This window comes from Rhodanobacter sp. C06, from assembly GCF_002001105.1.
GTDB lineage: Bacteria > Pseudomonadota > Gammaproteobacteria > Xanthomonadales > Rhodanobacteraceae > Rhodanobacter_A.
This window is the reverse complement of record NZ_MUNP01000027.1, coordinates 15,411-40,592: the sequence shown is the minus strand read 5'-3', so window position 1 is coordinate 40,592 and position 25,182 is coordinate 15,411. Positions and strand designations below refer to the sequence as shown.

The window sequence follows — 25,182 nt, the reverse complement described above, 5'->3', positions numbered from 1 at the left end:
CTGTCGCTCAACCGAGCTTGATCTGAACATCGACGCCAGCGGCGAGATCAAGCTTCATGAGCGCGTCCACGGTCTTGTCGTTGGGGTCGACGATGTCGAGCACGCGCTTGTGGGTACGGGTCTCGTACTGGTCGCGGGCATCCTTGTCGACGTGCGGCGACACCAGAATGGTGTAACGCTCGATCTTGGTCGGGAGCGGAATCGGACCGAGTACCGTGGCACCGGTGCGCTTGGCCGTCTCGACGATCTCGCTGGCCGAGCGGTCGATCAGGCGATGATCGAACGCCTTGAGGCGGATGCGAATCTTCTGGTTCGCCATAAAACCGTGTCCTGTTATCAAAAGAACTTGACTGTGCAACGAGGCGGCTTCTCACCGCATCGCACTGCTCTCTGGAACCATCGGGGCCGCACCTGGCGATCCCGACCTGAAAAACGCCAAGCGAGCACGTAGTGGCTCGCTTGGCGCAAATCCTGCTGCGCAGTGGCGTGGCGGCGGGATCGACCCGAAACTACGCCGAATGCGGTGGCCGTCCACGGCCTGCGAACTCGAAGCACTTCCTGCGCCTCATTTCGCTGTGAGCCAGTCGAAAATCATTCGTCTGGCAAGTGAGCTGCGAAGTATAACGGTAAATCTGGATTTAGTGAAGAGGGGCGAAATCGAAGCGACCTCCCTTCTCTCCCCGTCGCGATTCGACCCATCGGCTCGGGTCAACGACGGAGCTGTCCCGGCAGCAGGCTGCCGGGACAACGATACTTACTTGATGACCTTGGCCACCACACCGGCGCCGACGGTGCGGCCGCCTTCGCGGATCGCGAAACGCAGGCCTTCGTCCATCGCGATCGGGTGGATCAGGCTCACCACCATCTTCACGTTGTCGCCCGGCATCACCATCTCCACGCCGTCCGGCAGCTGGCAGGCACCAGTCACGTCGGTGGTGCGGAAGTAGAACTGCGGGCGGTAGCCCTTGAAGAACGGCGTGTGACGGCCGCCCTCGTCCTTCGACAGCACGTACACCTCGGCCTCGAAGTCGGTGTGCGGGGTGATCGTGCCCGGCTTCGCCAGCACCTGGCCGCGCTCCACGTCGTCGCGCTTCAGGCCGCGCAGCAGCAGACCGGCGTTGTCGCCCGCCTGGCCCTGGTCCAGCAGCTTGCGGAACATTTCCACACCGGTCACGGTGGTCTTCTGGGTCGGACGGATGCCGACCACTTCGATTTCGTCACCAACCTTGATCACGCCGCGCTCGATACGACCGGTCACCACGGTGCCGCGGCCCGAGATCGAGAACACGTCTTCCACCGGCATCAGGAACGGCTTGTCGATCGCACGCACCGGTTCCGGGATGTAGCTGTCCAGCGCGTCCACCAGCTGGATGATCGCCGGCACGCCGATCTCGCTCTGGTCGCCCTCGAGCGCCTTCAGCGCCGAACCCTTGATGATCGGGGTGTCGTCGCCCGGGAAGTCGTACTTCGACAGCAGCTCGCGCACTTCCATCTCGACGAGCTCCAACAGCTCGGCGTCGTCCACCATGTCGGCCTTGTTCAGGAACACCACGATGTACGGCACGCCCACCTGGCGCGACAGCAGGATGTGCTCGCGCGTCTGTGGCATCGGGCCATCGGCGGCCGAGCACACCAGGATCGCGCCGTCCATCTGCGCCGCACCCGTGATCATGTTCTTCACGTAGTCGGCGTGACCCGGGCAGTCCACGTGCGCGTAGTGGCGCACCGGCGATTCGTATTCCACGTGCGCCGTCGAGATCGTGATGCCGCGCGCCTTCTCTTCCGGCGCCGCGTCGATCGCGTCGTAGGCCTTGAATTCACCGCCAAAACGCTCCGCACCGACCTTCGTCAGCGCCGCCGTCAGCGTCGTCTTGCCGTGGTCCACGTGACCGATCGTGCCCACGTTCACGTGGGGCTTGGTGCGCTCGAACTTGCCCTTTGCCATGACTTGAGACCTCTGGATAGAACTTTCTGTCAGTGCGGCGATTGCCGCGTCGTTTCAATTACGCGACCACACGGGTCGCACTGTTTTCTCAAAAGCACAACACTGGAAAACCGCTGTACTTATTTTGCTTGCGGCCGGGACGGCCGCAAGCGTTACGCCTTCTTGACGACCTGCTCGGCGATGTTGTTCGGCGCCTCGGCGTAGTGGTCGAACTCCATCGTGAAGGTCGCGCGACCCTGGGTCAGCGAACGGATGGTGGTGGCGTAACCGAACATCTCGCCCAGCGGGACGAACGCGTCGATGGTCTTGCCCGACGGCGTGTCTTCCTGGCCGCGCAGGATGCCGCGGCGACGGCTCATGTCGCCCATCACGTCACCTACGTAATCCTCCGGCGTCACCACCTCGACCTTCATGATCGGCTCGAGCAGCACCGGCGAGGCCTTCGCGAAGCCCTGCTTGAACGCCATCGAGGCAGCCAGCTTGAACGCCATTTCGGACGAGTCGACGTCGTGGTAGGAACCGAACACCAGCTTCACCTTGACGCCCACCACCGGGAAACCGGCCAGCGGACCGCTGGTGATGGTTTCGCGCAGACCCTTTTCCACCGACGGAATGAATTCCTTCGGAATCACGCCGCCGCTGATCTCATTGAGGAACAGGAAATCGTTCTTGATCTGCGGCGCCAGCTTCTCGTCGGCACGATCGGCTTCGCTGATCGGCGACAACTCGATCACCACGTGGCCGTACTGACCCTTGCCACCGGACTGTTTGGCGTGCTTGTAGTCGGACTTGACGTCGCTGGAGCGGATCGTCTCGCGATACGCCACCTGCGGCTTGCCGACGTTGGCCTCGACGTTGAACTCGCGGCGCATGCGGTCGACGATGATGTCGAGGTGCAACTCGCCCATGCCCGAGATGATGGTCTGGCCGGATTCCTCGTCGGTGCGCACGCGGAAGGACGGATCCTCGGCGGCCAGGCGGCCCAGCGCGACGCCCATCTTTTCCTGGTCGGACTTCGTCTTCGGCTCCACCGCCATCGAGATCACCGGCTCCGGGAACGTCATGCGCTCCAGGGTGATGATGTGATCCTGTGCGCACAGCGTGTCGCCGGTCGTCACGTCCTTCAGGCCGACCGCGGCGGCGATGTCGCCCGCGCGGACTTCCTTCAATTCGTGGCGATCGTTCGCATGCATCTGCAGGATGCGGCCGATACGCTCCTTCTTCGACTTCACCGGGTTGTAGACGGCATCGCCGGCATTCAGCACGCCCGAGTAGACGCGGAAGAAGGTCAGCGAACCGACGAACGGGTCGGTCATGATCTTGAACGCGAGCGCGGAGAACGGCGCGGCGTCATCCGCCTTGCGGGTCGCCTCGTGGTCGTTCTCGTCCATGCCGGTCACCGGCGGACGATCCAGCGGCGACGGCAGCAGGTGCACCACCGCGTCGAGCATCGCCTGCACGCCCTTGTTCTTGAAGGCGGTGCCGCAATAGACCGGAATGATCTCGCTGGACAGGGTGCGCTGGCGCAGGCCCGCGATGATCTCGTCCTCGTTGAGGGAACCCTCCTCGAGGTACTTGTTCATCAGCTCTTCGCTGGCCTCGGCCGCGGACTCGACCATGAAGCTGTGCGCCTCGTCGGCCTTGTCCTTGAGGTTCGCCGGGATATCCGCGTATTCGAACTTCATGCCCTGGGACGCCATGTCCCACACGATCGCCTTCATCTTGAGCAGGTCGACCACGCCTTCGAAGTTGTCCTCGGCACCGATCGGCACCACCATCGGTACCGGGTGCGCGCCCAGGCGCGACTTCAGCTGGCCGACCACCTTGTCGAAGTTCGCACCGGTGCGGTCCATCTTGTTGACGAATGCGAGGCGCGGCACCTTGTACTTGTTGGCCTGGCGCCACACGGTCTCGGACTGCGGCTGCACGCCGCCGACCGCGCACAGCACGAACACCGCGCCGTCGAGCACGCGCAGCGACCGCTCCACCTCGATGGTGAAGTCGACGTGCCCGGGGGTGTCGATGATGTTGAAGCGGTACTGGTCCATCGAGCCATCCATGCCCTTCCAGAACGCCGTGGTGGCGGCGGAAGTGATGGTGATGCCGCGCTCCTGCTCCTGCTCCATCCAGTCCATCGTGGCCGCACCGTCGTGCACCTCGCCGATCTTGTGCGAGACGCCGGTGTAGAACAGGATGCGCTCCGTGGTCGTGGTCTTGCCGGCATCGATGTGAGCCATGATGCCGAAGTTGCGATAGCGCTCGATGGGAGTGGTGCGTGCCATGGTCGTATCCGACGGAGATCCATCCCCGAATGGGCAATGGCGGCCATCCGGGCCGCTCTGGTCATGAAAAAATCCGGCACGTGTGCCGGCTTGTCTGGCGCCGCCCGCATCAGCGGGCGGCGCAACCACCGCCGATTACCAGCGGTAGTGCGAGAAGGCCTTGTTGGCTTCCGCCATGCGATGAGTTTCCTCACGCTTCTTGGCGGCGCCACCACGGCTCTCGGAAGCTTCCTGCAACTCGGCGGCCAGCTTGCGCGGCATCGAGGTTTCGCCGCGCTTGCGCGCAGCCTCGATCACCCAGCGCATCGCCAGCGCCATGCGGCGACCCGGACGCACTTCCACCGGCACCTGGTAGGTGGCACCGCCGACGCGACGGGACTTCACCTCGACGGCAGGCGCGACGTTGTTCAGCGCCTTCTCGACCAGAGCCACCGGCTCGGCGTGCTTCTCGCCCAGATGCTGCAGCGCGCCGTAGACGATGCTCTCGGCCACCGACTTCTTGCCGCTCTTCATCACCATATTGATGAAGCGGGCGATCAGCTGGCTGCCGTGCTTCGGGTCGGGCAGCACCACACGGGCGGGATGGGAACCTTTACGCGACATAGTTATTGTCTCTTTGAATAGGCATCCATGCCCCAAGAAAAGCGGCCGTCCTGACCGCGCTCCTCAATTAGGCCTTCGGACGCTTGGCGCCGTACTTCGAGCGCGACTGGCGACGCTTGGTGACGCCGGCGCAATCGAGGCTGCCGCGCACCGTGTGGTAGCGCACGCCCGGCAGATCCTTGACGCGGCCGCCGCGGATCAGCACCACCGAGTGCTCCTGCAGATTGTGGCCTTCGCCACCGATGTAGCTGATCACCTCGTAGCCATTGGTCAGGCGCACCTTGGCAACCTTGCGCAGGGCCGAGTTCGGCTTTTTCGGGGTGGTCGTGTAAACGCGTGTGCAGACGCCGCGACGCTGCGGACTGTTCTGCAGAGCAGGCGAATCGCTCTTGTAGCTCTTCGGGCTGCGGGATTTGCGCACCAGCTGGTTGATAGTCGCCATGCGAAGCCTTTCCTGAAAACATAAAGGCAGCCCGAACAAGCTCGGTCTGCCAAGAAGCGGGAATATAACACGGACGGCCTGTCACAGACAAGCCAACGTCCCGCCTTCCATGACCCGAACACGAGGTGCCTCCGTGCACCTCATTTCGTATGTCTAGCGAGCAGCGCCCGGAACGGGCTTACTCGACACCACTTTCACTGCCGGCCGGCGCCTCGGCGAACGAGACGGCGGAAGCGGTACCGGAGAGCGTCTCCAGTTCCGAGGCGGTCAGGCCGCCCTGGCTGCGACGCGAGGCGTGATACGCCAAGCCGGTACCCGCGGGAATCAGACGGCCGACGATAACATTTTCCTTCAGGCCTCGCAAGGTATCGCGCGTGCCTCGGACCGCCGCCTCGGTGAGGACGCGGGTGGTTTCCTGGAACGAGGCCGCCGAGATGAACGACTCGGTCGCCAGCGAGGCCTTGGTGATGCCCAGCAACACCGACTGGTACTCGGCCGGACGCTCGCCCTTGCCTTCCGCCCGCTCGTTCTCGGCGTTGATGCGCACGCGCTCCACCTGCTCGCCACGCAGGTAGTGGCTGTCGCCAGCCTCGATGATCTCGACCTTGCGCAGCATCTGGCGAATGATCGCCTCGATGTGCTTGTCGTTGATTTTCACGCCCTGCAGGCGGTAGACGTCCTGGATTTCCTTGACCAGGTACGAGGCCAGCGGCTCCACGCCCAGCAGGCGCAGGATGTCGTGCGGGCTGGGCTCGCCGTCCACCACGGTCTCGCCCTTCTCCACATGCTCACCCTCGAACACGATGACCTGACGCCACTTCGGAATCAGCTCTTCGTGCTCGTTGCCGTCGACGTCCTTGATGATCAGGCGCTGCTTGCCCTTGGTGTCCTTGCCGAAGCTGACCACGCCCGAACGCTCGGCCAGCACTGCCGGCTCCTTCGGCTTGCGCGCCTCGAACAGGTCGGCCACGCGCGGCAGACCGCCGGTGATGTCGCGGGTCTTGGAGGTTTCCTGCGGGATACGCGCGACCACGTCGCCCACGCCCACCGCGGCGCCATTCTGGATCGACACGATCGCGCCGGCCGGCAGGAAGTATTGCGCGGCGATGTCGGTGCCCGGCAGCTTGAGCTCGCGGCCCTTGGCATCTTCCAGGCGCACGATCGGGCGCAGATCCTTGGCCTGGGTGCCGCGGCGCTTCGGATCGGTGACCACCGCCGACTCCAGGCCGGTCAGTTCGTCGGTCTGGCTCTGCACGGTGACGCCATCGAGGAAGTCGATGAAGCGCACTACGCCGGCCACCTCGGTGACGATCGGGTGGGTGTGCGGATCCCAGTTCGACACGGTCTGGCCAGCCTTCACCGGTGCGCCGTCCTTCACCGCGATGGTGGCGCCGTAAGGCACCTTGTAGCGCTCGCGCTCGCGGCCATTGGCGTCGAGTACCGACACCTCGCCCGAACGCGACACCGCGACCAGATGGCCCTGGGCGTGCTGCACGGTCTTCAGGTTGTTGAACTTCAGCGTGCCGGTGGTCTTCACCGTCACGTTGTCCACCGCCGCGGCACGCGAAGCCGCGCCACCGATGTGGAAGGTACGCATGGTCAGCTGGGTGCCGGGCTCGCCGATCGACTGCGCGGCGACCACGCCCACGGCCTCGCCCATGTTGACCAGGTGGCCACGAGCCAGGTCACGGCCGTAGCACAGCTTGCACACGCCGTGGCTGGCGGCGCAGGTGATCGGCGAACGCACCTTGATCGACTGCACGCCGGCCTTGTCCAGCTTCTCGACGAGTGCCTCGTTCAGCAGGGTGTCGCGCTCGACGATCGGTTGGTCGTCGTTGCCGGGGGCGTAGACGTCCTCGACCACCACGCGGCCCAGCACGCGGTCGCGCAGCGGCTCGACCACGTCGCCACCTTCCACGATCGGCTGCATCACCAGGCCTTCCTCGGTACCGCAGTCGTCCATGGTGACGACGACGTCCTGCGCCACGTCCACCAGACGGCGGGTGAGGTAACCGGAGTTCGCGGTCTTCAGCGCCGTATCCGCCAGGCCCTTGCGGGCGCCGTGCGTGGAGTTGAAGTACTGCAGCACGTTCAGGCCTTCGCGGAAGTTGGCCTTGATCGGGGTCTCGATGATCGAGCCGTCCGGACGCGCCATCAGGCCGCGCATGCCGGCCAGCTGGCGGATCTGCGCCACCGAACCACGGGCGCCGGAGTCGGCCATGATGTACAGCGAGTTCATCGACTTCTGGGCGACCTGCTTGCCCTCGTTGTCGGTCACCGTCTCGGTGCCGATGCCGTCGATCATCGCCTTGGCGACCAGCTCGTTGGTGCGCGACCAGATGTCGACCACCTTGTTGTAGCGCTCGCCGGCGGTGACCAGGCCCGACTGGTACTGCTGCTGGATCTCGACGACTTCCTTCTCGGCCTCTTCCAGGATCGCCTTCTTCTCGCCCGGGATCTTCATGTCGTCGATGCCGATCGAGATGCCGGCACGCGTAGCGAAGCGATAGCCGGTGTACATCAGCTGGTCGGCGAAGACCACGGTTTCCTTCAGGCCCAGGCGGCGGTAGCTGGCGTTGATCAGGCGCGAGATCGCCTTCTTGGTCAGCTCGGTGTTGGCCAGCTGGAACGGCAGGCCTTCCGGCAGGATCTCGGCGAGCAGCGCGCGACCCACGGTGGTCTCGACCAGCTTGATTTCCTCGCTGCGGGCGCCATCGGCGGCGATATGCACCTGCCTCAGGCGCACCTTGATCTTGGCGTGCAGTTCGACCGCACGGTTGTCATAGGCGCGGCGCACCTCGCTGATGCCGGAGAACACCATGCCGGTGCCCTTCGCGTTCACCAGTTCGCGGGTCATGTAGTACAGGCCCAGCACCACGTCCTGGGTCGGCACGATGATCGGCTCGCCGTTGGCGGGACTGAGGATGTTGTTGGTGGACATCATCAGCGCGCGCGCTTCCAGCTGCGCCTCGATCGACAGCGGCACGTGCACCGCCATCTGGTCGCCGTCGAAGTCGGCGTTGAACGCGGTACACACCAGCGGATGCAGCTGGATCGCCTTGCCTTCGATCAGCTTCGGCTCGAACGCCTGGATGCCGAGGCGGTGCAGGGTCGGCGCGCGGTTCAGCAGCACCGGATGCTCGCGGATCACCTCTTCCAGGATGTCCCAGACCTGGCCTTCCTCGCGCTCGACCAGCTTCTTGGCGGCCTTGATCGTGGTGGCTTCGCCACGGGCTTGCAGCTTGGCGAAGATGAAGGGCTTGAACAGCTCCAGCGCCATCTTCTTCGGCAGGCCGCACTGGTGCAGGCGCAGGGTCGGGCCCACGGTGATCACCGAGCGGCCGGAGTAGTCCACGCGCTTGCCGAGCAGGTTCTGGCGGAAGCGGCCCTGCTTGCCCTTGATCATGTCGGCCAGCGACTTCAGCGCGCGCTTGTTCGTGCCGGTGATGGCACGGCCGCGGCGGCCGTTGTCGAGCAGCGCGTCCACCGATTCCTGCAGCATGCGCTTCTCGTTGCGCACGATGATGTCGGGCGCGTTGAGTTCGAGCAGGCGCTTCAGGCGGTTGTTGCGGTTGATGACGCGGCGGTACAGGTCATTGAGGTCGGAGGTCGCGAAGCGGCCGCCGTCCAGCGGCACCAGCGGGCGCAGGTCCGGCGGCAGCACCGGCAGCACGGTCAGCACCATCCACTCCGGCTTGTTGCCGGATTCCAGGAACGCCTCGATCAGCTTCACGCGCTTGGTGAGGCGCTTCAGCTTGGTCTCGGAATTGGTGGAGGCGATCTCTTCCTTGAGGCGGATCACTTCGCCCGGCAGGTCCAGCGACTTCAGCAGCTCATAGACCGCTTCCGCGCCCATGCGGGCGTCGAACTCGTCGCCGTGCTCTTCCACCGCTTCCAGGTACTGGTCTTCGCTCAGCAGCTGGCCGCGCTCCAGCGCGGTCAGGCCCGGATCGATCACCACGAAGGCTTCGAAGTACAGGATGCGCTCGATGTCGCGCAGGGTCATGTCCAGCATCAGGCCGATGCGCGAGGGCAGCGACTTCAGGAACCAGATGTGCGCGGTCGGGCTGGCCAGCTCGATGTGGCCCATGCGCTCGCGGCGCACCTTGGCCAGCGTCACCTCGGTGCCGCACTTCTCGCACACCACGCCGCGGTGCTTCATGCGCTTGTACTTGCCGCACAGGCACTCGTAGTCCTTCACCGGGCCGAAGATCGCGGCGCAGAACAGGCCATCGCGCTCGGGCTTGAAGGTGCGGTAGTTGATCGTCTCCGGCTTTTTCACTTCGCCGTACGACCAGGAGCGGATCAGTTCCGGCGAGGCCAGCGCGATCTTGATCGCGTCGAAATCGCGCGTTTCGCGCTGCTGGTTGAAGAGGTTGAGCAGGTCTTTCATGGATGTCTCCGAAGATCGGAAATAGGGAATGGAGAATCAAGAATCGGGAGTGCGCAGAGCGATGGTTCGCTCCGCGCCTCCTCCTCAACTCACTTCACTTCTTCCAGATCGATATCGATACCGAGCGAGCGGATTTCCTTCACCAGCACGTTGAAGGATTCCGGCATGCCCGCCGCCATCTCGTGGTTGCCGTCGACGATGTTCTTGTACATCTGGTTGCGGCCCTGCACGTCGTCGGATTTCACCGTCAGCATTTCCTGCAGGGTGTAGGCCGCGCCGTAGGCTTCCAGCGCCCAGACTTCCATTTCGCCGAAACGCTGGCCGCCGAACTGCGCCTTGCCGCCCAGCGGCTGCTGGGTGACCAGAGAGTACGGGCCGGTGGAGCGCGCATGCATCTTGTCGTCGACCAGGTGGTTGAGCTTCAGGTAATGCATGTAGCCCACGGTCACCGGACGATCGAACGCCTCGCCGGTGCGGCCGTCGTACAACGTGGTCTGGCCCGACTCGGGGAGATCCGCCAGCTTCAGCATCGCCTTGATCTCGGTTTCCTCGGCGCCGTCGAACACCGGCGTGGCCATCGGCACGCCCTGCTGCAGGTTGTTCGCCAGCGCGAGGATTTCCTCGTCGGTCAACGACTTCAGGTCGACATGCTGCACCGCGCCGGCGACGTGGTGGTTGTAGATCTGGTCGAGGAACTCGCGCACCTGCTTGACCTTGGCCTGCGCCTCCAGCATCTGCTGGATCTTCCGGCCCAGCCCCTTGGCGGCCCAGCCCAAATGCACCTCGAGAATCTGGCCGATGTTCATACGGCTAGGCACGCCCAGCGGGTTCAGGCAGATGTCCACCGAGTTGCCGTCGGCCATGTACGGCATGTCCTCGACCGGCACCACGTTGGAGACCACGCCCTTGTTGCCGTGACGGCCGGCCATCTTGTCGCCCGGCTGGATGCGGCGCTTCACGGCCAGGAACACCTTGACCATCTTCAGCACGCCCGGCGCGAGGTCGTCGCCCTGGGTGATCTTGCCCTGCTTCTCCTTGAAGCGCTTGTCGAACTCCTCCTTGTGGCGCTTGACCTGCTCGGCCGCGCGCTCGAGGAACTCGGTGACCGCCTCGTCCTTGACGTTGATCTTGAACCAGTCGTCCTTCTTAAGGCCGTCGAGGTAGGCGTCGGTGATCTCGGCGCCGCGCTTCAGGCCGCCCGGGCCGCTCATCGCGCTCTGGCCGACCAGCTGGGTGCGCATGCGGTTGTAGATCGCGCCTTCCAGGATGCGGAACTGGTCGTCGAAATCCTTGCGGATGCGCTTGATCTCGGTTTCCTCGATCTGCTTGGCGCGCTTGTCCTTCTCGATGCCGTCGCGGGTGAACACCTGCACGTCGATCACGGTGCCGTCCATGCCCGGCGGCACGCGCAGCGAGCTGTCCTTCACGTCGCTCGCCTTCTCGCCGAAGATCGCGCGCAGCAGCTTCTCTTCGGGCGTCAGCTGGCTCTCGCCCTTCGGCGTGACCTTGCCGACCATGATGTCGCCCGCCTTCACCTCGGCGCCGATGTAGACGATGCCGCTCTCGTCCAGACGCGCCAGTGCCTGCTCGCCCACGTTCGGGATGTCGGCGGTGATTTCCTCGGCGCCCAGCTTGGTGTCGCGCGCGACGCAGGCCAGCTCTTCGATGTGGATCGAGGTGTAGCGATCTTCCTGCACGACGCGCTCGGACAGCAGGATCGAGTCCTCGAAGTTGTAGCCGTTCCACGGCATGAACGCGATCAGCATGTTCTGGCCGAGCGCGAGCTCGCCGAGGTCGGTCGAGGAACCGTCCGCCAGCGTGTCGCCCTTCGCCACCACGTCGCCCACGTTCACCAGCGGGCGCTGGTTGAGGTTGGTGTTCTGGTTGGAGCGGGTGTACTTGGTCAGCGTGTAGATGTCGACGCCGGCGTCGTTCTCGCCCACCTCGTCCTCGTGCACGCGCACTACGATGCGGCCCGCGTCGACCTGGTCGATCACGCCGCCGCGCCTGGCGGAAACGGTGACGCCGGAGTCGCGCGCCACCGCGCGCTCGATGCCGGTACCCACCAGCGGAGTCTGCGAACGCAGCGTCGGCACGGCCTGGCGCTGCATGTTCGCGCCCATCAGCGCGCGGTTCGCGTCGTCGTGCTCCAGGAACGGCACCAGCGCCGCCGCCACCGACACGGTCTGCATCGGCGAGACGTCCATATAGTCGACCTCGGCGGCCGGGCGCAACTCGGACTCGCCGCGGAAGCGGCAGGAGACGAATTCCTCGACGAAGGCGCCGTGCTTGTCCAGCGGCGAGTTCGCCTGCGCGATCACGTGGTCGCCTTCCTCGATCGCCGACAGGTAGTCCACCTTGTTGGTGACCTTGCCGTTCGCCACTTCGCGGTACGGCGTCTCCAGGAAGCCGTACTGGTTGGTGCGCGCGTACACGGCGAGCGAGTTGATCAGGCCGATGTTCGGGCCTTCCGGCGTCTCGATGGTGCAGACGCGGCCGTAATGGGTCGGATGCACGTCGCGCACCTCGAAGCCGGCGCGCTCGCGGGTCAGGCCGCCCGGCCCCAGCGCCGAGACGCGGCGCTTGTGCGTCACTTCCGACAGCGGGTTGTTCTGGTCCATGAACTGGCTGAGCTGCGAGGAGCCGAAGAACTCCTTCACCGCGGCCGCCACCGGCTTGGCGTTGATCAGGTCCTGCGGGGTGAGGCCGTCGGCCTCGGCCAGGCTCAGGCGCTCGCGCACCGCGCGCTCCACGCGCACCAGGCCGATGCGGAAGGTGTTCTCGGTCATCTCGCCCACCGAGCGCACGCGACGGTTGCCGAGATGGTCGATGTCGTCCACGGTGCCGTGGCCGTTCTTGATCTCGATCAGCACCTTCAGCACGTCGAGGATGTCGGAGGTTTCGCCCTGCGCCTTGACCAGCGCCTGCGATGCCTCTTCCTTGCGGTCGCCGAAGTACTTGTGGTCGTACAGCACGCCCGGACCGAGGATCTCCTTGCGGCCCACGCGGCGGTTGAACTTCATGCGGCCGACCGCCGACAGGTCGTAGCGGTCGAAGGTGAAGAACAGGTTGAAGAACAGGTTCTGGGCGGCGTCCTTTGTCGGCGGCTCGCCCGGGCGCATCATGCGGTAGATCTCCACCAGCGCCTCCAGCGGCGTCTTGGTGTTGTCGATGCGCAAGGTGTGCGAGATGTAGGCGCCGCGGTCCAGGTCGTTCACGTAAAGCGTCGGCACCGTTTCGATGCCGGCCTTGCGGAATGCCTCGAGCTGCTCGGCGGTGATCTCGTCGTTGGCCGCAGCCAGCAGTTCGCCGGTCTTGGCGTCGACGATGTCGGCGGCCAGGATGCGGCCGACCGGATAGTCGTCCGGCACTTCCAGCGCGGTGATGTTCTCTGCCGCGAGCTGGCGCACGTGACGCGCGGTGATGCGCTTGCCGGCTTCCACCAGCACTTTGCCGCCGATCGCGAGGTCGAACGACAGCGTCTCGCCGCGCAGGCGCTCGGCGACCAGCTCCAGCGTGGTGCCGCCCTTGGCACCGAGGTGGAACACGTTGTGCTCGAAGAAGATCGCCAGCATCTCCTCGTTCGAGTAACCCAGCGCGCGCAGCAACACGGTCACCGGCAACTTGCGGCGACGGTCGATGCGGGTGAACAGCGCGTCCTTCGGATCGAACTCGAAGTCCAGCCAGGAGCCGCGATAGGGAATCACGCGCGCGGAGAACAGCAGCTTGCCCGAGCTGTGCGTCTTGCCGCGGTCGTGGTCGAAGAACACGCCCGGCGACCGATGCAGCTGCGAGACGATGACGCGCTCGGTGCCGTTGATGATGAAGGTGCCGGTGTCGGTCATGAGCGGGATCTCGCCCATGTAGACCTCCTGCTCCTTGACGTACTTCACGGCCTTCTTCGAGGCCGGGCTGTCCTTGTCGTAGATCACCAGGCGCACGGTGACGCGCAGCGGCGCGCCGAAGGTCATGCCGCGGTTGCGGCACTCGCGCTCGTCGAAACCAGGCTCGCCGAGGCGGTACTCGACATACTCCAGCGCGGCGTTGCCCGAGTAGCTCACGATCGGGAACACCGATTTCAAGGCGGCATGCAGACCCCTGTCCTCGCGTTTCTTGGGCGCGACGTGCTCCTGCAGGAATTCCCGGTAGGAATCAGTCTGGATGGTCAGCAGGTTGGGCACGCCCAGCACGGGGGGCCGCTTGCCGAAATCCTTGCGGATGCGCTTCTTCTCGGTAAACGAGTAGGTCATGGGTTGACGCCTCGGTTCGCAGTGACGCCGGTGGTGCACGCACCGGCTGAATGGGGATGCTTGGATCTGGGGGATCGCGGTTTTGAACTCGGTGTTCTGAATTCCTAACCGCCATACCCCAAAGCCAAAGCGTCCGTGCTTGATATGCCTGAAATGGGCTCCTGCCCATTCCAGACTCGCCCACCAAAGGTGGGCTCCGCCAGCTCAGACGCTATGCGCCTGAGCTGCGACGGGCCTTCCTGGCCCGCTGCGGACTCCGCTGGATCAGGCGCGAGCGCCTGATCCACGGCGGGCCATCCTGGCCCGCGGCGCGGCGAGTGCCGCGCCTGGCTCTTGAAGCGGCCAAAGCCCGGGAGCTTTCGCCCCCAGGCTTGGCTTGCGCTAGGTCTGACTGACGGCGCGCAAGAGCGCCGATTACTTCAGTTCGACCGTGGCGCCAGCAGCTTCCAGGTCCTTCTTGAACTTCGCGGCGTCTTCCTTCGAAGCAGCTTCCTTCACGACGCCACCGGCCTCGGTGAGGTCCTTGGCTTCCTTCAGGCCCAGGCCCGTGATCGCGCGGACGGCCTTGATCACGTCGACCTTCTTGTCGCCGGCGCTCTTCAGGATCACGTCGAACTCGGTCTGCTCTTCGGCAGCCGGGGCAGCGGCACCGCCGGCGGCGGCGACTGCGACCGGGGCAGCGGCGGAAACGCCAAACTTCTCTTCGATGGCCTTCACCAGCTCCATCACTTCCATCAGCGACTTGGCGGCGACGGCTTCAACGATCTGTTCGTTGCTCAGGGACATTTTGATTTACCTCTGGAAATGGATTCGTTACGGATACGTCGTCGGGATCAGGCGGCCGCAGGGGCTTCGGCGGCTTCGCCACCGCCCTGCTTGTCGGCCACGGCCTTGACGGCGCGGGCGAACATCGCGGCCGGCTCGGCCAGCACGCGGGCCAGCATGGCCAGCGCCTCGTCACGGGTCGGCAGCGAGGCCAGCACGTCGACGTGCGCGGCCGGCAGCAGCTTGCCTTCCACCGAGACGACGCGCGCCTTCAGCTTGTCGTTGCTCTTGGCGAATTCCTTGATCAGGCGACCGGCGGCGCCGGGCTCCTCGGTCGAGAATGCGTACAGCAGCGGACCGGTCAGGACGTCCTTGACGACCTCGAACCCGGTGCCCGCCACGGCACGCGACGCCAGCGTGTTCTTGACAACCTTCAGGAACACACCGGTTTCGCGGGCCTTCTTGCGCATCGCGGTCATCTGCTCGACCGTGGTGCCCGCGTACTCGACAGCGACCAGGGAGTGGGCCTTCGCGGCGACTTCTGCCAGCTCGGCGACTACTTCTTGCTTCTGGGACAGATTGAGAGCCATTGCACTCCTCCAAATGAACTCCGCTCACGGCTCCTGCCGCTTGCGGTCCTGGGCGACGCCGTCCGTGACGTCGGGGACGCGGGGCGTCCCGGGTGGTGGCCTTTCCAGAACGACGAATCATTCCAGTGGGGGCGTCACCATCTGCGCAGGCCGGATGACGGGCATCCGATTAAGCGACCGGGCTGGCGACGACGGCGATTCCCTGCCAAGAGCGAGCTCCCTGCCCGTCGTCGTCGCGCGCTGACCGCGCCTGCGGTCTTTGACGGCTGCCTCGACCATGCGATCGGGGCTGCCCTCAAAAACGACCCGCGCGGCAACCGGCCGCGCGGGAAAACACTTCTTTACTTGGCCGCGATATTCAGCGACGCGGTATCGACGGCAACGCCGACGCCCATCGTGGACGACAGCGCCACCTTCTGCAGGAACTGGCCCTTGGCCGTGGCCGGCTTGGCCTTCAGCAGGTCGGCGACCAGCGCGTTGAGGTTGTCCGCGAGCTGCGCGGCCTCGAACGTGGCTTTGCCGATGGTGGCGTGGATGATGCCTGCCTTGTCGTTGCGAAACTTCACCTGGCCGGCCTTGGCGTTCTTCACCGCGGTGACGACGTCGGCGGTGACCGAGCCGTCCTTCGGGTTCGGCATCAGGCCGCGCGGGCCGAGCAGCTGGCCCAGCTTGCCGACCACGCGCATCGCGTCCGGCGTGGCGATCACGCGACCGAAGTCGAGGTCGCCGCCCTGCATCCGCTCGGCCAGGTCGTCCATGCCGACCGCGTCGGCGCCAGCGGCCTTGGCGGCTTCGGCCTTCTCGCCGGCCGGGCAGAACACGGCGACCTTGACGGTCTTGCCGGTGCCGTGCGGCAGCAGCGAGGAGCCACGCACGCCCTGGTCCGACTTCTTCGCGTCGATGCCGAGGCGCACGGCCACGTCGACGGATTCGGCGAACTTCGCCTTGGCGTTGTCCTTGACGATCTTCAAGGCCTCTTCCAGGCCGTAGACCTTGCCCGGCTGCACTGCCGCCTGGGCGGCCTTCATACGCTTGGTGATCTTTGCCATGTCTTAACCCTCCACCACCAGGCCCATGCTGCGCGCGCTACCGGCAATGGTGCGCACCGCGGCGTCCAGATCGGCAGCCGTCAGATCCGGCTCCTTCTGCTTTGCGACGTCTTCGAGCTGCTTGCGGGTGATCTTGCCGACCTTGTCGGTGTTCGGCTTCGACGAACCCTTGGCGACGCCGGTGGCCTTCTTGATCAGAATCGTGGCCGGCGGGGTCTTGGTGATGAAGGTGAAGCTGCGATCGGAATACGCGGTGATGATCACCGGAATCGGCAGACCCGGCTCCATCTTCTGCGTGGCGGCGTTGAACGCCTTGCAGAACTCCATGATGTTCAGACCGCGCTGACCCAGCGCCGGACCCACCGGCGGGCTGGGGTTGGCCTGACCGGCCTTGACCTGCAGCTTGATGTAGCCAACTACTTTCTTTGCCATTGGATTTTCCTCGCGAGTTCAGGCGCCTTGCGGCTCCTCGCCATGCAACGTCCCTGGTTGAGAGGGGAAACCGCGCTCCCGCGGATTCCTGAAACACGGACACGCCGGGTCGTAAGACCCCGGCGGGAACCGTGCAGTATAAGGATTGACCAGCCCTCTAGCAAGCCCCATGCCGAACTCCCTTCTCCCCTCCGGGGAGAAGCGCCTGCCCCGGATTCGGTCCGGGGTGGCCCGAAGGGCCGGATGAGGGGTCAAGCTGGCTTTGACGCCGGACCGGAGGAGCGCTTCGAATCAATCTCTACGCAAGCCCCGGCCCCTCACCTCAATCCTCTCCCCGGAGGGGAGAGGAGGCGAACGTGCGGTGCAATGCTGCTCCGCCCGAACGATATCGCCAGATCAGGCCTTTTCGACTTGCCCGAATTCCAGTTCTACTGGCGTGGAGCGGCCGAAGATCAGCACCGCCACGCGCAGGCGGCTCTTCTCGTAGTTGACTTCCTCGACCACGCCGTTGAAGTCGTTGAACGGGCCCTCGGTGACGCGCACCATTTCGCCCGGCTCGAACAGCACCTTGGGCTTGGGCTTTTCCACGCCCTCGCGCACGCGACTCAGGATGGTATCGGCCTCGCTGTCGCGGATCGGCAGCGGCTTGTCGGCGGTGCCGCCGATGAAACCCATCACCTTGGGCGTTTCCTTGACCAAGTGCCAGCACTCGTCGTCGATGCGCGGCGCCTTGCCCTCGGTATTGGTTTCGATCTGCACCAGCACGTAACCGGGAAAGAACTTGCGATCGCTGCGGCGCTTCTGGCCGCCGCGCATCTCGATCACTTCCTCGGTCGGCACCAGCACCTCGCCGAACTTCTCCTCCATCCCGGCGCGCACGATGCGCTCGGAGAGCGCCCGCTTCACCTGGTTCTCGAAGCCCGAATAGGCGTGCACCACATACCAACGCTTGCTCATGGCATTGCCCTCACAGCTTGAGCAGCCAGTCGAGAATGACCGACTTCAGGATCAGGTCGATCAGGCCCAGCAGCAGCGACAGGATGATGACCACGACGAGGATGATGCCGGTGGTCTTGATCGTCTCGTCGCGAGTCGGCCAGACCACCTTGCGCATTTCGAACTGCGATTCGGCGAGGAAGTGCCGCACGCGACGCCCCAGCGCGGTGAATGCGGCGATCGCCAGTGCGATCACCAGCGCCGCCAGCACGCCCAGCAGGCGCACCACCGGCGGCACGCTGGCGTCGTTGCTGAACCAGGAGTAGGCCACGACGCCGGCCACCAGGATCACGGCGGCCAGCACCAGTTTGCCGATATCGGCGGCGGTCGTGCCCTTGGGCTGTTCTGCCTTGGTGTTCATGTGCAGTCTGCGGATGTCATCGGTCACCGGAACCTGGAAAGCGTCCGGTCCGCCGTCATCCGTCATCGATCCTCGGGAAGATGGCACGCCAGGAGGGACTCGAACCCCCAACCTGCGGTTTTGGAGACCGCTGCTCTGCCAATTGAGCTACTGGCGTAGGTAAAACGGGATACGGGATTCGAGACTCGGGATTCGGCCTAAGCGAGAGAGCGTGGCGCCCTCCGCATCCCGAATCCCGCCTCCCGAATCCCGTCGTATGTTACTTGATGACCTTGGCCACCACACCGGCGCCGACGGTGCGGCCGCCTTCGCGGATCGCGAAACGCAGGCCTTCGTCCATCGCGATCGGGTGGATCAGGCTCACCACCATCTTCACGTTGTCGCCCGGCATCACCATCTCCACGCCGTCCGGCAGCTGGCAGGCACCAGTCACGTCGGTGGTGCGGAAGTAGAACTGCGGGCGGTAGCCCTTGAAGAACGGCGTGTGACGGCCGCCCTCGTCCTTCGACAGCACGTACACCTCGGCCTCGAAGTCGGTGTGCGGGGTGATCGTGCCCGGCTTCGCCAGCACCTGGCCGCGCTCCACGTCGTCGCGCTTCAGGCCGCGCAGCAGCAGACCGGCGTTGTCGCCCGCCTGGCCCTGGTCCAGCAGCTTGCGGAACATTTCCACACCGGTCACGGTGGTCTTCTGGGTCGGACGGATGCCGACCACTTCGATTTCGTCACCAACCTTGATCACGCCGCGCTCGATACGACCGGTCACCACGGTGCCGCGGCCCGAGATCGAGAACACGTCTTCCACCGGCATCAGGAACGGCTTGTCGATCGCACGCACCGGTTCCGGGATGTAGCTGTCCAGCGCGTCCACCAGCTGGATGATCGCCGGCACGCCGATCTCGCTCTGGTCGCCCTCGAGCGCCTTCAGCGCCGAACCCTTGATGATCGGGGTGTCGTCGCCCGGGAAGTCGTACTTCGACAGCAGCTCGCGCACTTCCATCTCGACGAGCTCCAACAGCTCGGCGTCGTCCACCATGTCGGCCTTGTTCAGGAACACCACGATGTACGGCACGCCCACCTGGCGCGACAGCAGGATGTGCTCGCGCGTCTGTGGCATCGGGCCATCGGCGGCCGAGCACACCAGGATCGCGCCGTCCATCTGCGCCGCACCCGTGATCATGTTCTTCACGTAGTCGGCGTGACCCGGGCAGTCCACGTGCGCGTAGTGGCGCACCGGCGATTCGTATTCCACGTGCGCCGTCGAGATCGTGATGCCGCGCGCCTTCTCTTCCGGCGCCGCGTCGATCGCGTCGTAGGCCTTGAATTCACCGCCAAAACGCTCCGCACCGACCTTCGTCAGCGCCGCCGTCAGCGTCGTCTTGCCGTGGTCCACGTGACCGATCGTGCCCACGTTCACGTGGGGCTTGGTGCGCTCGAACTTGCCCTTTGCCATGACCAGAATCCCGGTGGAGTCAGTGAGAGGAAAACCGCCCGGAACGGGCGAGCAACAGTGATGGTGCTCATGACAGGAATCGAACCTGTGACCTCTTCCTTACCAAGGAAGTGCTCTACCGACTGAGCTACATGAGCGGAGACTTTCGGCCATCCTCCATGATGGCAAAGAACAAACCTGCATCCGTGCAAGGCTCTTCAAATTTTCAACAACCCTCGACGAGGCCAGGGCTGTTTCCTCTTGCCGCCATGGAGGGCGGCCTGGAGTAGCGCAATGGAGCGGGAGACGGGAATCGAACCCGCACCATCAGCTTGGAAGGCTGAGGTTCTACCATTGAACTACTCCCGCCCTGCGCGGAGCCCGTTGCCGGATCGGCCACGCCGACTCGGCGGACCAGCCCAATCGCAACTTGCGCGAGTCGACTGGTGGAGGGAGGTGGATTCGAACCACCGAAGGCGTAAGCCAGCAGATTTACAGTCTGCCCCCGTTGGCCGCTTGGGTATCCCTCCAACAAAGAACGCGTATTGTGTGGATCGACCCGTCGACTGTCAACACCCTTCGGCGCGCGCAGGCGCGACTCGCAACGGGTTTTCAGCCCTGATCGCGACGGTTTTCGCCACCTCGCGCATCCACCAGTTGCCCCATCTCGCGCGACAGCTCCTGCAACCGCCGCGCATGCGCCTGCAGCTGGCGTTCGGCGTCGTCGCGCGGCTCCCAACGCGGCACCGGGGTGGGCTTGCCGTCCGGCGCGTCCAGCGCCACGAACACCATCACGCAGCTGGTTGCCAGGCGCCGCTCGTCCTTGCGCAGGTCGCTGGCCAGCACATCCACCGCCATGTGCATGCTGCTGGTGCCGGTGTGGATCAGCCGCGCCCGCACCGTCACCAGGTCGCCGATCAGGATCGGCGCCACGAACTGGATGCCGCTGACCGAGGCGGTGACACAGTACGCCCCGCTCCACGCCACCGCGCAGGCGTAACCGGCCTGGTCGATCCACTTCATCGCCATGCCGCCGTGCACCTTGCCGCCGAAGTTGACGTCGGTGGGTTGGGCGAGAAAGCGGAACGTGACTTCGTGCTGCTGGCCTGGCATGCGCGCCTCGGTTGCTGCGACTGGGGGACCGGCATTATGCCTCGCCGGGTATCAGGCCGGCGCGCATTCCAGCAGCATCGGCGTGGTGAGCACGCCGTTCGGCGAAAACCGCTCCGGCCCGGTGGCCACGAAACCCAGCCGGCGATAGGCCGGTACCGCGCAGCGCGAGGCGTTGAGCGTGAAGCGACGCGTGCCGGCGCGACGCACCGCGTCGGCCATCGCGCGTTGCCACAGTCGCCGCGCGATGCCACGCCCGTGGTAGCGGGTGCCGACGAAGAGCTGGGTGAGATGGCTGTCGTCACGCATGGCCACCACGCCCACCAAAGTGCCGCCGAGCCAGGCGAGATGGAAACGATGGCCTTCGGCCATGTGCTGGCGCTGGTCCGCCGCACCTTGCCGTGACAACAGCGCCAAGCCCGCCTCGCGCGGCTGGTCGGGCACGATCCAGCGCCGCGTCACGCGGCGCACCAGCATACTCACCGCGCGGGCGTCCGCGGGACGTCCCAACCGGATCCGCAGCACTGCCTCCGCCATGCTCCACCCTGCACTACCGAGTGGCGCGCATCCTCGCACGGACCACTCAGCGACGGCGCATGCCGCCCTGGCGGCAGCGTCTCAGACGTTGAACAGGAAGTGCAGCACGTCGCCATCCTTGACCACGTAATCCTTGCCTTCCTTGCGCAGGCGGCCGGCCTGCGCCGCGCCCTGCTCGCCCTTGTACTGGATGAAGTCGTCGTAGCCGACCGTCTCGGCACGGATGAAGCCGCGTTCGAAGTCGGTGTGGATCACGCCCGCGGCCTGCGGCGCGGTGAAGCCGCGCTTGATCGTCCAGGCGCGCACTTCCTTCACGCCGGCGGTGAAATAGGTCTGCAGGTCGAGCAGCTTGTAGCCGGCGCGGATCACGCGGTTGAGTCCCGGCTCGTCCAGGCCGAGGTCCTTGAGGAACTCGTCGCGGTCGGCGTCGTCGAGCTGGGCCAGCTCCTCCTCGATCGCGGCGCACACCGGCACCACCTCGGCACCCTCCTCCGCGGCACGGGCGCGCACGGCGTCGAGGTGCGGGTTGTTCTCGAAGCCGTCTTCCAGCACGTTCGCGATGTACATCAGCGGCTTCAGTGTGAGCAGGAACAGGTCGCGCACCAGCGCCTTTTCCTCCTCGTCCAGCTTCGCGCTGCGTGCCGACCGACCCTCGTTGAGCGTGGCAGCGAGCTTCTGCAGCACCGGCTTCTTCGCCAGCGCTTCCTTGTCGTTCGCCTTGGCGGCGCGCTCGGCACGGTTCAGCGCCTTCTCCACCGACTCCAGGTCGGCCAGCGCCAGCTCGGTGTCGATGGTTTCGATGTCGGCGATGGGATCGACCTTGCCGGCCACGTGCACGATGTCGCCGTGCTCGAAGCAGCGCACCACATGGGCGATCGCGTCCACCTCGCGGATGTGCGCGAGGAACTTGTTGCCCAGTCCCTCGCCCTTCGAGGCACCGGCGACCAGACCGGCGATGTCGACGAACTCCACCGCCGTGGGAATGACCTTCTGCGGATTGACGATGGCCGCCAGCGCATTGAGCCGCGGGTCGGGCACCGGCACCACGCCCACGTTCGGCTCGATCGTGCAGAACGGGAAGTTTGCCGCGGCGATGCCGGCCTTGGTCAGCGCGTTGAACAGGGTGGACTTGCCGACGTTGGGCAGGCCGACGATGCCGCATTTGATGCCCATGGAAAACTCCGAAACGTTTGTGCTGTTGCGAGCGCCGTTGCGCGAAAGCGGCAACGGCGTCAGGAAAACCTACTTGCCATCGGCGGTATGCAACTGCTGCATCGCCTTGTCGAACTGGCCGTCCACCGTCAGCGGCAGCACGTCCAGCGCGCGGGCGATGCCGTCGAGGATCGCGTCCTCGTCCGGCGCCGAGGGCCGGCCCAGCACCCACGAGGTGACCTGGTCCTTGTGGCCGGGATGGCCGATGCCGATGCGCAGGCGGTGGAACTTGCCGTGGCCCAGGTGGGCGACGATGTCGCGCAAGCCGTTCTGGCCGCCATGGCCGCCGTCGAACTTCAGGCGCGTGGTGCCGGCAGGAAGATCCAGGTCATCGTGGGCGACCAGGCATTCCGCAGGTTCGATCTTGTAGTAGCGCAGCGCGGAAGCCACCGCGATGCCGCTCTTGTTCATGAAGGTGGCGGGCTTGAGTAGCCATACGCTCTCGCCGCCGATGCGCAGCTTGCAGGTCTCGCCGTGCAGCTTGCCGTCGAAGCCCCAGCGCGCACCGTGCCCCGCCACGAGGGCGTCCACAAGCCAGAACCCGGCATTGTGCCGGGTTCGGAGGTATTCGGCGCCGGGATTGCCCAGCCCGACGATGAGTCGCAGACCCGCCATGACGGCCAGCAAGCGTGCGACCCGCGCCCTGACGGACGCGGGTCGCAGCGGCTTACTTCTTGGCGTCCTTGGCCGGCGCGGCGGCCGCGGCCGGCGCGGCCTCGGTCGCGGCGGCGGCGTCGGCCGGCGCTTCCTCGACCTCTTCCTTCACCGTATTCGCGGTGACCACGGTCATGTCGTGGTCGGCACCCAGGTGCAGCGCCACGCTCTCCACGCCCTTGGGCAGCTTCACCTGCGAGAGGTGCACGATGTCGCCGGGCTTGAGGTCAGCCAGGTCCAGCTCGATGAACTCGGGCAGGTCCCGCGGCAGGCAGGAGACTTCCACTTCGGTCAGGTTGTGCGAGATCACCACGCCGGAGGTCTTGGCGGCGTCGGACTTCTCCTGGTTCAGGAAGTGCAGCGGCACGTTCACGCGCAGCTTGGCGTTCTCGTCGATGCGCAGGAAGTCCATGTGCATCATCTGCTGCTTGAACGGGTGCTTCTGCCAGTCGCGCACCAGCACCTTCTGCACCTTGCCGTCGACGTTCAGGTCGAGCACGGAGGAGAAGAACCACTCGTGCTTGGCGGCGAGCAGGATGGTGTTGTGCTCGATCTGGATGCTCTGCGCGGGCTGGCCCGCACCATAGACGACGGCCGGAACGAAGCTCGCGCGACGCAGGCGGCGGCTCGCACCCTTCCCCTCGTCCTTGCGGCCTTCGGCCTTGATTTCATGAGTCTGTGCCATTTCTTTTACTACCTTGAGGTTGACCCACCTTGCGGTGGGATTGCGACTCTCCCGCGACCAGGGGAGTCCGTTACTTCCACGCGGCATCCATGCCGCGAAAAGCCGTACATCAAAACCGCCCGTCCTGGGCGAACTTTCAAAATTTCCACGCGGCATCCATGCCGAGAGAGCTGAACATCAAAACCGCCCATCCTGGGCGGACTTCCAAATTCTCAATCCACGTACAGCGAGCTCACCGACTCGCCGAAGGCGATGCGGCGGATCGTTTCGGCCAGCAGCTCGGCCACCGAGAGCTGGCGGATCTTCGCGCAGGCCTGGGCCTCGGGGCTCAGCGGCAGCGTGTTGGTGACCACCAACTGGTCGAGCTGGGAATTCTCCAGGTTGTGCATCGCCGCGCCGGACAGCACCGGGTGCACGCAGTAGGCCACCACCTTCTTCGCGCCGCGCTCCTTCAGCGCCGCGGCCGCGGCGCACAGCGTGCCGGCGGTGTCGACGATGTCGTCCACCATCACGCAGGTCTTGCCCGCCACGTCGCCGATGATGTTCATCACCGTGGCCACGTTCGCCTTGGGGCGACGCTTGTCGATGATCGCGAGGTCCGCGTCGTCCAGCCGCTTGGCCAGCGCGCGGGCGCGCACCACGCCGCCCACGTCCGGGCTCACCACGATCATGTCGTCCATGCTGAAGTGGCGCCAGATGTCGGCCAGCAGCACCGGCGAGGCATAGACGTTGTCCACCGGGATGTCGAAGAAGCCCTGGATCTGCTCGGCATGCAGGTCCACCGTGAGCACGCGGTCGACGCCGGCGGTGCTGATCAGCTTCGCCACCAGCTTCGCGGTGATCGGCACGCGCGCCGAACGCGGGCGGCGGTCCTGCCGCGCATAGCCGAAGTACGGGATCACCGCGGTGACGCTGGCGGCCGAGGCGCGCTTGAGCGCGTCGGCCAGCGCCAGCAGCTCGACCAGGTTCTTCGCGCTCGGCGCGCCGGTGGGCTGCAGCACGAACACGTCCTGGTTGCGGACGTTCTCCTCGATCTCGATCTGCACCTCGCCGTCACTGAAGGTGCTGACCAGCGCCTTGCCCAGCGGCACGCCGAGGCGATGCGCGACGTCCTCCGCCAATGCGGGGTGCGCCTTGCCGGTAAACAGCATCATCGGGCTGGACCTGTCCACGCTTGTGTTCCTCGGTAACCTGCAACTGCTGCTGGATGGCTGGGGCGGCAGGATTCGAACCTGCGTATGCGGGAATCAAAATCCCGTGCCTTAACCAGCTTGGCGACGCCCCAGTATTCATTCACTACGCCACATCCATGCGGCTGGAAGCTCCACCGGCCGTCCGGGCCGGACTTCCCGATATTCACTGCGCCACGTCCATGCGACGGAAGGCTCTACTGGCCATCCTGGCCATCCTGGCCGAACTGTCCGATGGAACGGCGACACTTTGGGGT

20 protein-coding genes and 5 tRNA genes are annotated in these 25,182 nt (G+C 65.3%); all 25 read right to left on the bottom strand.

Translation table 11 applies throughout. The features are described 5' to 3' along the window. Nucleotides 1-7 precede the first annotated feature (7 nt). Nucleotides 8-319: a 30S ribosomal protein S10 gene (gene rpsJ / locus B0E52_RS02140; protein WP_014402136.1), complete on the bottom strand. Its 312-nt coding sequence runs from the start codon at nucleotides 317-319 to the stop codon at nucleotides 8-10. A gap of 435 nt (nucleotides 320-754) precedes the next feature. Further along, on the bottom strand, nucleotides 755-1,945 hold the full coding sequence (gene tuf / locus B0E52_RS02135) for an elongation factor Tu (RefSeq protein ID WP_077481275.1): 1,191 nt from the start codon (nucleotides 1,943-1,945) through the stop codon (nucleotides 755-757). 152 nt (nucleotides 1,946-2,097) lie between these two features. Further along, entirely contained in the window at nucleotides 2,098-4,227 is a 2,130-nt protein-coding gene (fusA, locus tag B0E52_RS02130; RefSeq protein WP_077481296.1) for an elongation factor G, read from the bottom strand. Nucleotides 4,228-4,362: 135 nt separating this feature from the next. After that, entirely contained in the window at nucleotides 4,363-4,830 is a 468-nt protein-coding gene (gene rpsG / locus B0E52_RS02125) for a 30S ribosomal protein S7 (protein ID WP_077481294.1), read from the bottom strand. Nucleotides 4,831-4,897: 67 nt separating this feature from the next. Further along, nucleotides 4,898-5,272 carry a 30S ribosomal protein S12 gene (gene rpsL / locus B0E52_RS02120; RefSeq protein WP_077481292.1) on the bottom strand — a complete coding sequence of 125 codons (375 nt, stop codon included), beginning with the start codon at nucleotides 5,270-5,272 and terminating at the stop codon, nucleotides 4,898-4,900. Between the two features lie 178 nt (nucleotides 5,273-5,450). Continuing rightward, nucleotides 5,451-9,665: a DNA-directed RNA polymerase subunit beta' gene (gene rpoC, locus B0E52_RS02115; RefSeq protein ID WP_077481290.1), complete on the bottom strand. Its 4,215-nt coding sequence runs from the start codon at nucleotides 9,663-9,665 to the stop codon at nucleotides 5,451-5,453. A gap of 89 nt (nucleotides 9,666-9,754) precedes the next feature. Next, entirely contained in the window at nucleotides 9,755-13,915 is a 4,161-nt protein-coding gene (gene rpoB / locus B0E52_RS02110) for a DNA-directed RNA polymerase subunit beta (RefSeq protein WP_077481288.1), read from the bottom strand. A 414-nt stretch (nucleotides 13,916-14,329) separates the two neighbouring features. Continuing rightward, nucleotides 14,330-14,701 (bottom strand): 50S ribosomal protein L7/L12, encoded by a 372-nt coding sequence (gene rplL / locus B0E52_RS02105; RefSeq protein WP_077481286.1) that lies wholly within the window; start codon nucleotides 14,699-14,701, stop codon nucleotides 14,330-14,332. Nucleotides 14,702-14,748: 47 nt separating this feature from the next. Further along, nucleotides 14,749-15,270, bottom strand: coding sequence for a 50S ribosomal protein L10 (gene rplJ / locus B0E52_RS02100; protein ID WP_077481284.1), 522 nt, complete (start codon nucleotides 15,268-15,270; stop codon nucleotides 14,749-14,751). A 341-nt stretch (nucleotides 15,271-15,611) separates the two neighbouring features. Then, nucleotides 15,612-16,319 carry a 50S ribosomal protein L1 gene (gene rplA / locus B0E52_RS02095; protein WP_077481282.1) on the bottom strand — a complete coding sequence of 236 codons (708 nt, stop codon included), beginning with the start codon at nucleotides 16,317-16,319 and terminating at the stop codon, nucleotides 15,612-15,614. Between the two features lie 3 nt (nucleotides 16,320-16,322). Then, the gene (gene rplK, locus B0E52_RS02090) at nucleotides 16,323-16,751 is read right to left on the bottom strand and encodes a 50S ribosomal protein L11 (RefSeq protein WP_077481280.1); all 429 of its coding nucleotides are present in this window, start codon (nucleotides 16,749-16,751) and stop codon (nucleotides 16,323-16,325) included. Nucleotides 16,752-17,147: 396 nt separating this feature from the next. Next, complete coding sequence (gene nusG / locus B0E52_RS02085) at nucleotides 17,148-17,708, bottom strand: transcription termination/antitermination protein NusG (RefSeq protein ID WP_077481277.1); 561 nt, start codon at nucleotides 17,706-17,708, stop codon at nucleotides 17,148-17,150. Nucleotides 17,709-17,718: 10 nt separating this feature from the next. Continuing rightward, complete coding sequence (gene secE / locus B0E52_RS02080) at nucleotides 17,719-18,108, bottom strand: preprotein translocase subunit SecE (protein WP_077481418.1); 390 nt, start codon at nucleotides 18,106-18,108, stop codon at nucleotides 17,719-17,721. A gap of 81 nt (nucleotides 18,109-18,189) precedes the next feature. Continuing rightward, nucleotides 18,190-18,265, bottom strand: a tRNA-Trp gene (locus B0E52_RS02075). 102 nt (nucleotides 18,266-18,367) lie between these two features. Next, complete coding sequence (gene tuf, locus B0E52_RS02070) at nucleotides 18,368-19,558, bottom strand: elongation factor Tu (RefSeq protein WP_077481275.1); 1,191 nt, start codon at nucleotides 19,556-19,558, stop codon at nucleotides 18,368-18,370. A gap of 61 nt (nucleotides 19,559-19,619) precedes the next feature. Further along, a tRNA-Thr gene (locus tag B0E52_RS02065) sits at nucleotides 19,620-19,695 on the bottom strand. 137 nt (nucleotides 19,696-19,832) lie between these two features. After that, nucleotides 19,833-19,906 (bottom strand) — tRNA-Gly (locus B0E52_RS02060). Between the two features lie 75 nt (nucleotides 19,907-19,981). Next, nucleotides 19,982-20,067: transfer RNA gene (locus B0E52_RS02055), tRNA-Tyr, on the bottom strand. Between the two features lie 82 nt (nucleotides 20,068-20,149). Beyond that, nucleotides 20,150-20,650 (bottom strand): acyl-CoA thioesterase, encoded by a 501-nt coding sequence (locus tag B0E52_RS02050; protein ID WP_077481273.1) that lies wholly within the window; start codon nucleotides 20,648-20,650, stop codon nucleotides 20,150-20,152. Between the two features lie 51 nt (nucleotides 20,651-20,701). Further along, nucleotides 20,702-21,124 carry a GNAT family N-acetyltransferase gene (locus tag B0E52_RS02045; protein WP_254426670.1) on the bottom strand — a complete coding sequence of 141 codons (423 nt, stop codon included), beginning with the start codon at nucleotides 21,122-21,124 and terminating at the stop codon, nucleotides 20,702-20,704. Nucleotides 21,125-21,265: 141 nt separating this feature from the next. Further along, the gene (gene ychF, locus B0E52_RS02040) at nucleotides 21,266-22,357 is read right to left on the bottom strand and encodes a redox-regulated ATPase YchF (RefSeq protein ID WP_077481269.1); all 1,092 of its coding nucleotides are present in this window, start codon (nucleotides 22,355-22,357) and stop codon (nucleotides 21,266-21,268) included. A gap of 69 nt (nucleotides 22,358-22,426) precedes the next feature. Continuing rightward, nucleotides 22,427-23,011 (bottom strand): aminoacyl-tRNA hydrolase, encoded by a 585-nt coding sequence (gene pth, locus B0E52_RS02035; RefSeq protein ID WP_077481267.1) that lies wholly within the window; start codon nucleotides 23,009-23,011, stop codon nucleotides 22,427-22,429. Nucleotides 23,012-23,063: 52 nt separating this feature from the next. Beyond that, nucleotides 23,064-23,735: a 50S ribosomal protein L25/general stress protein Ctc gene (locus B0E52_RS02030; protein WP_077481265.1), complete on the bottom strand. Its 672-nt coding sequence runs from the start codon at nucleotides 23,733-23,735 to the stop codon at nucleotides 23,064-23,066. Nucleotides 23,736-23,947: 212 nt separating this feature from the next. Continuing rightward, nucleotides 23,948-24,886 (bottom strand): ribose-phosphate diphosphokinase, encoded by a 939-nt coding sequence (locus B0E52_RS02025; RefSeq protein WP_077481416.1) that lies wholly within the window; start codon nucleotides 24,884-24,886, stop codon nucleotides 23,948-23,950. A 57-nt stretch (nucleotides 24,887-24,943) separates the two neighbouring features. Continuing rightward, nucleotides 24,944-25,020, bottom strand: a tRNA-Gln gene (locus tag B0E52_RS02020). Between the last annotated feature and the right edge of the window lie 162 nt (nucleotides 25,021-25,182).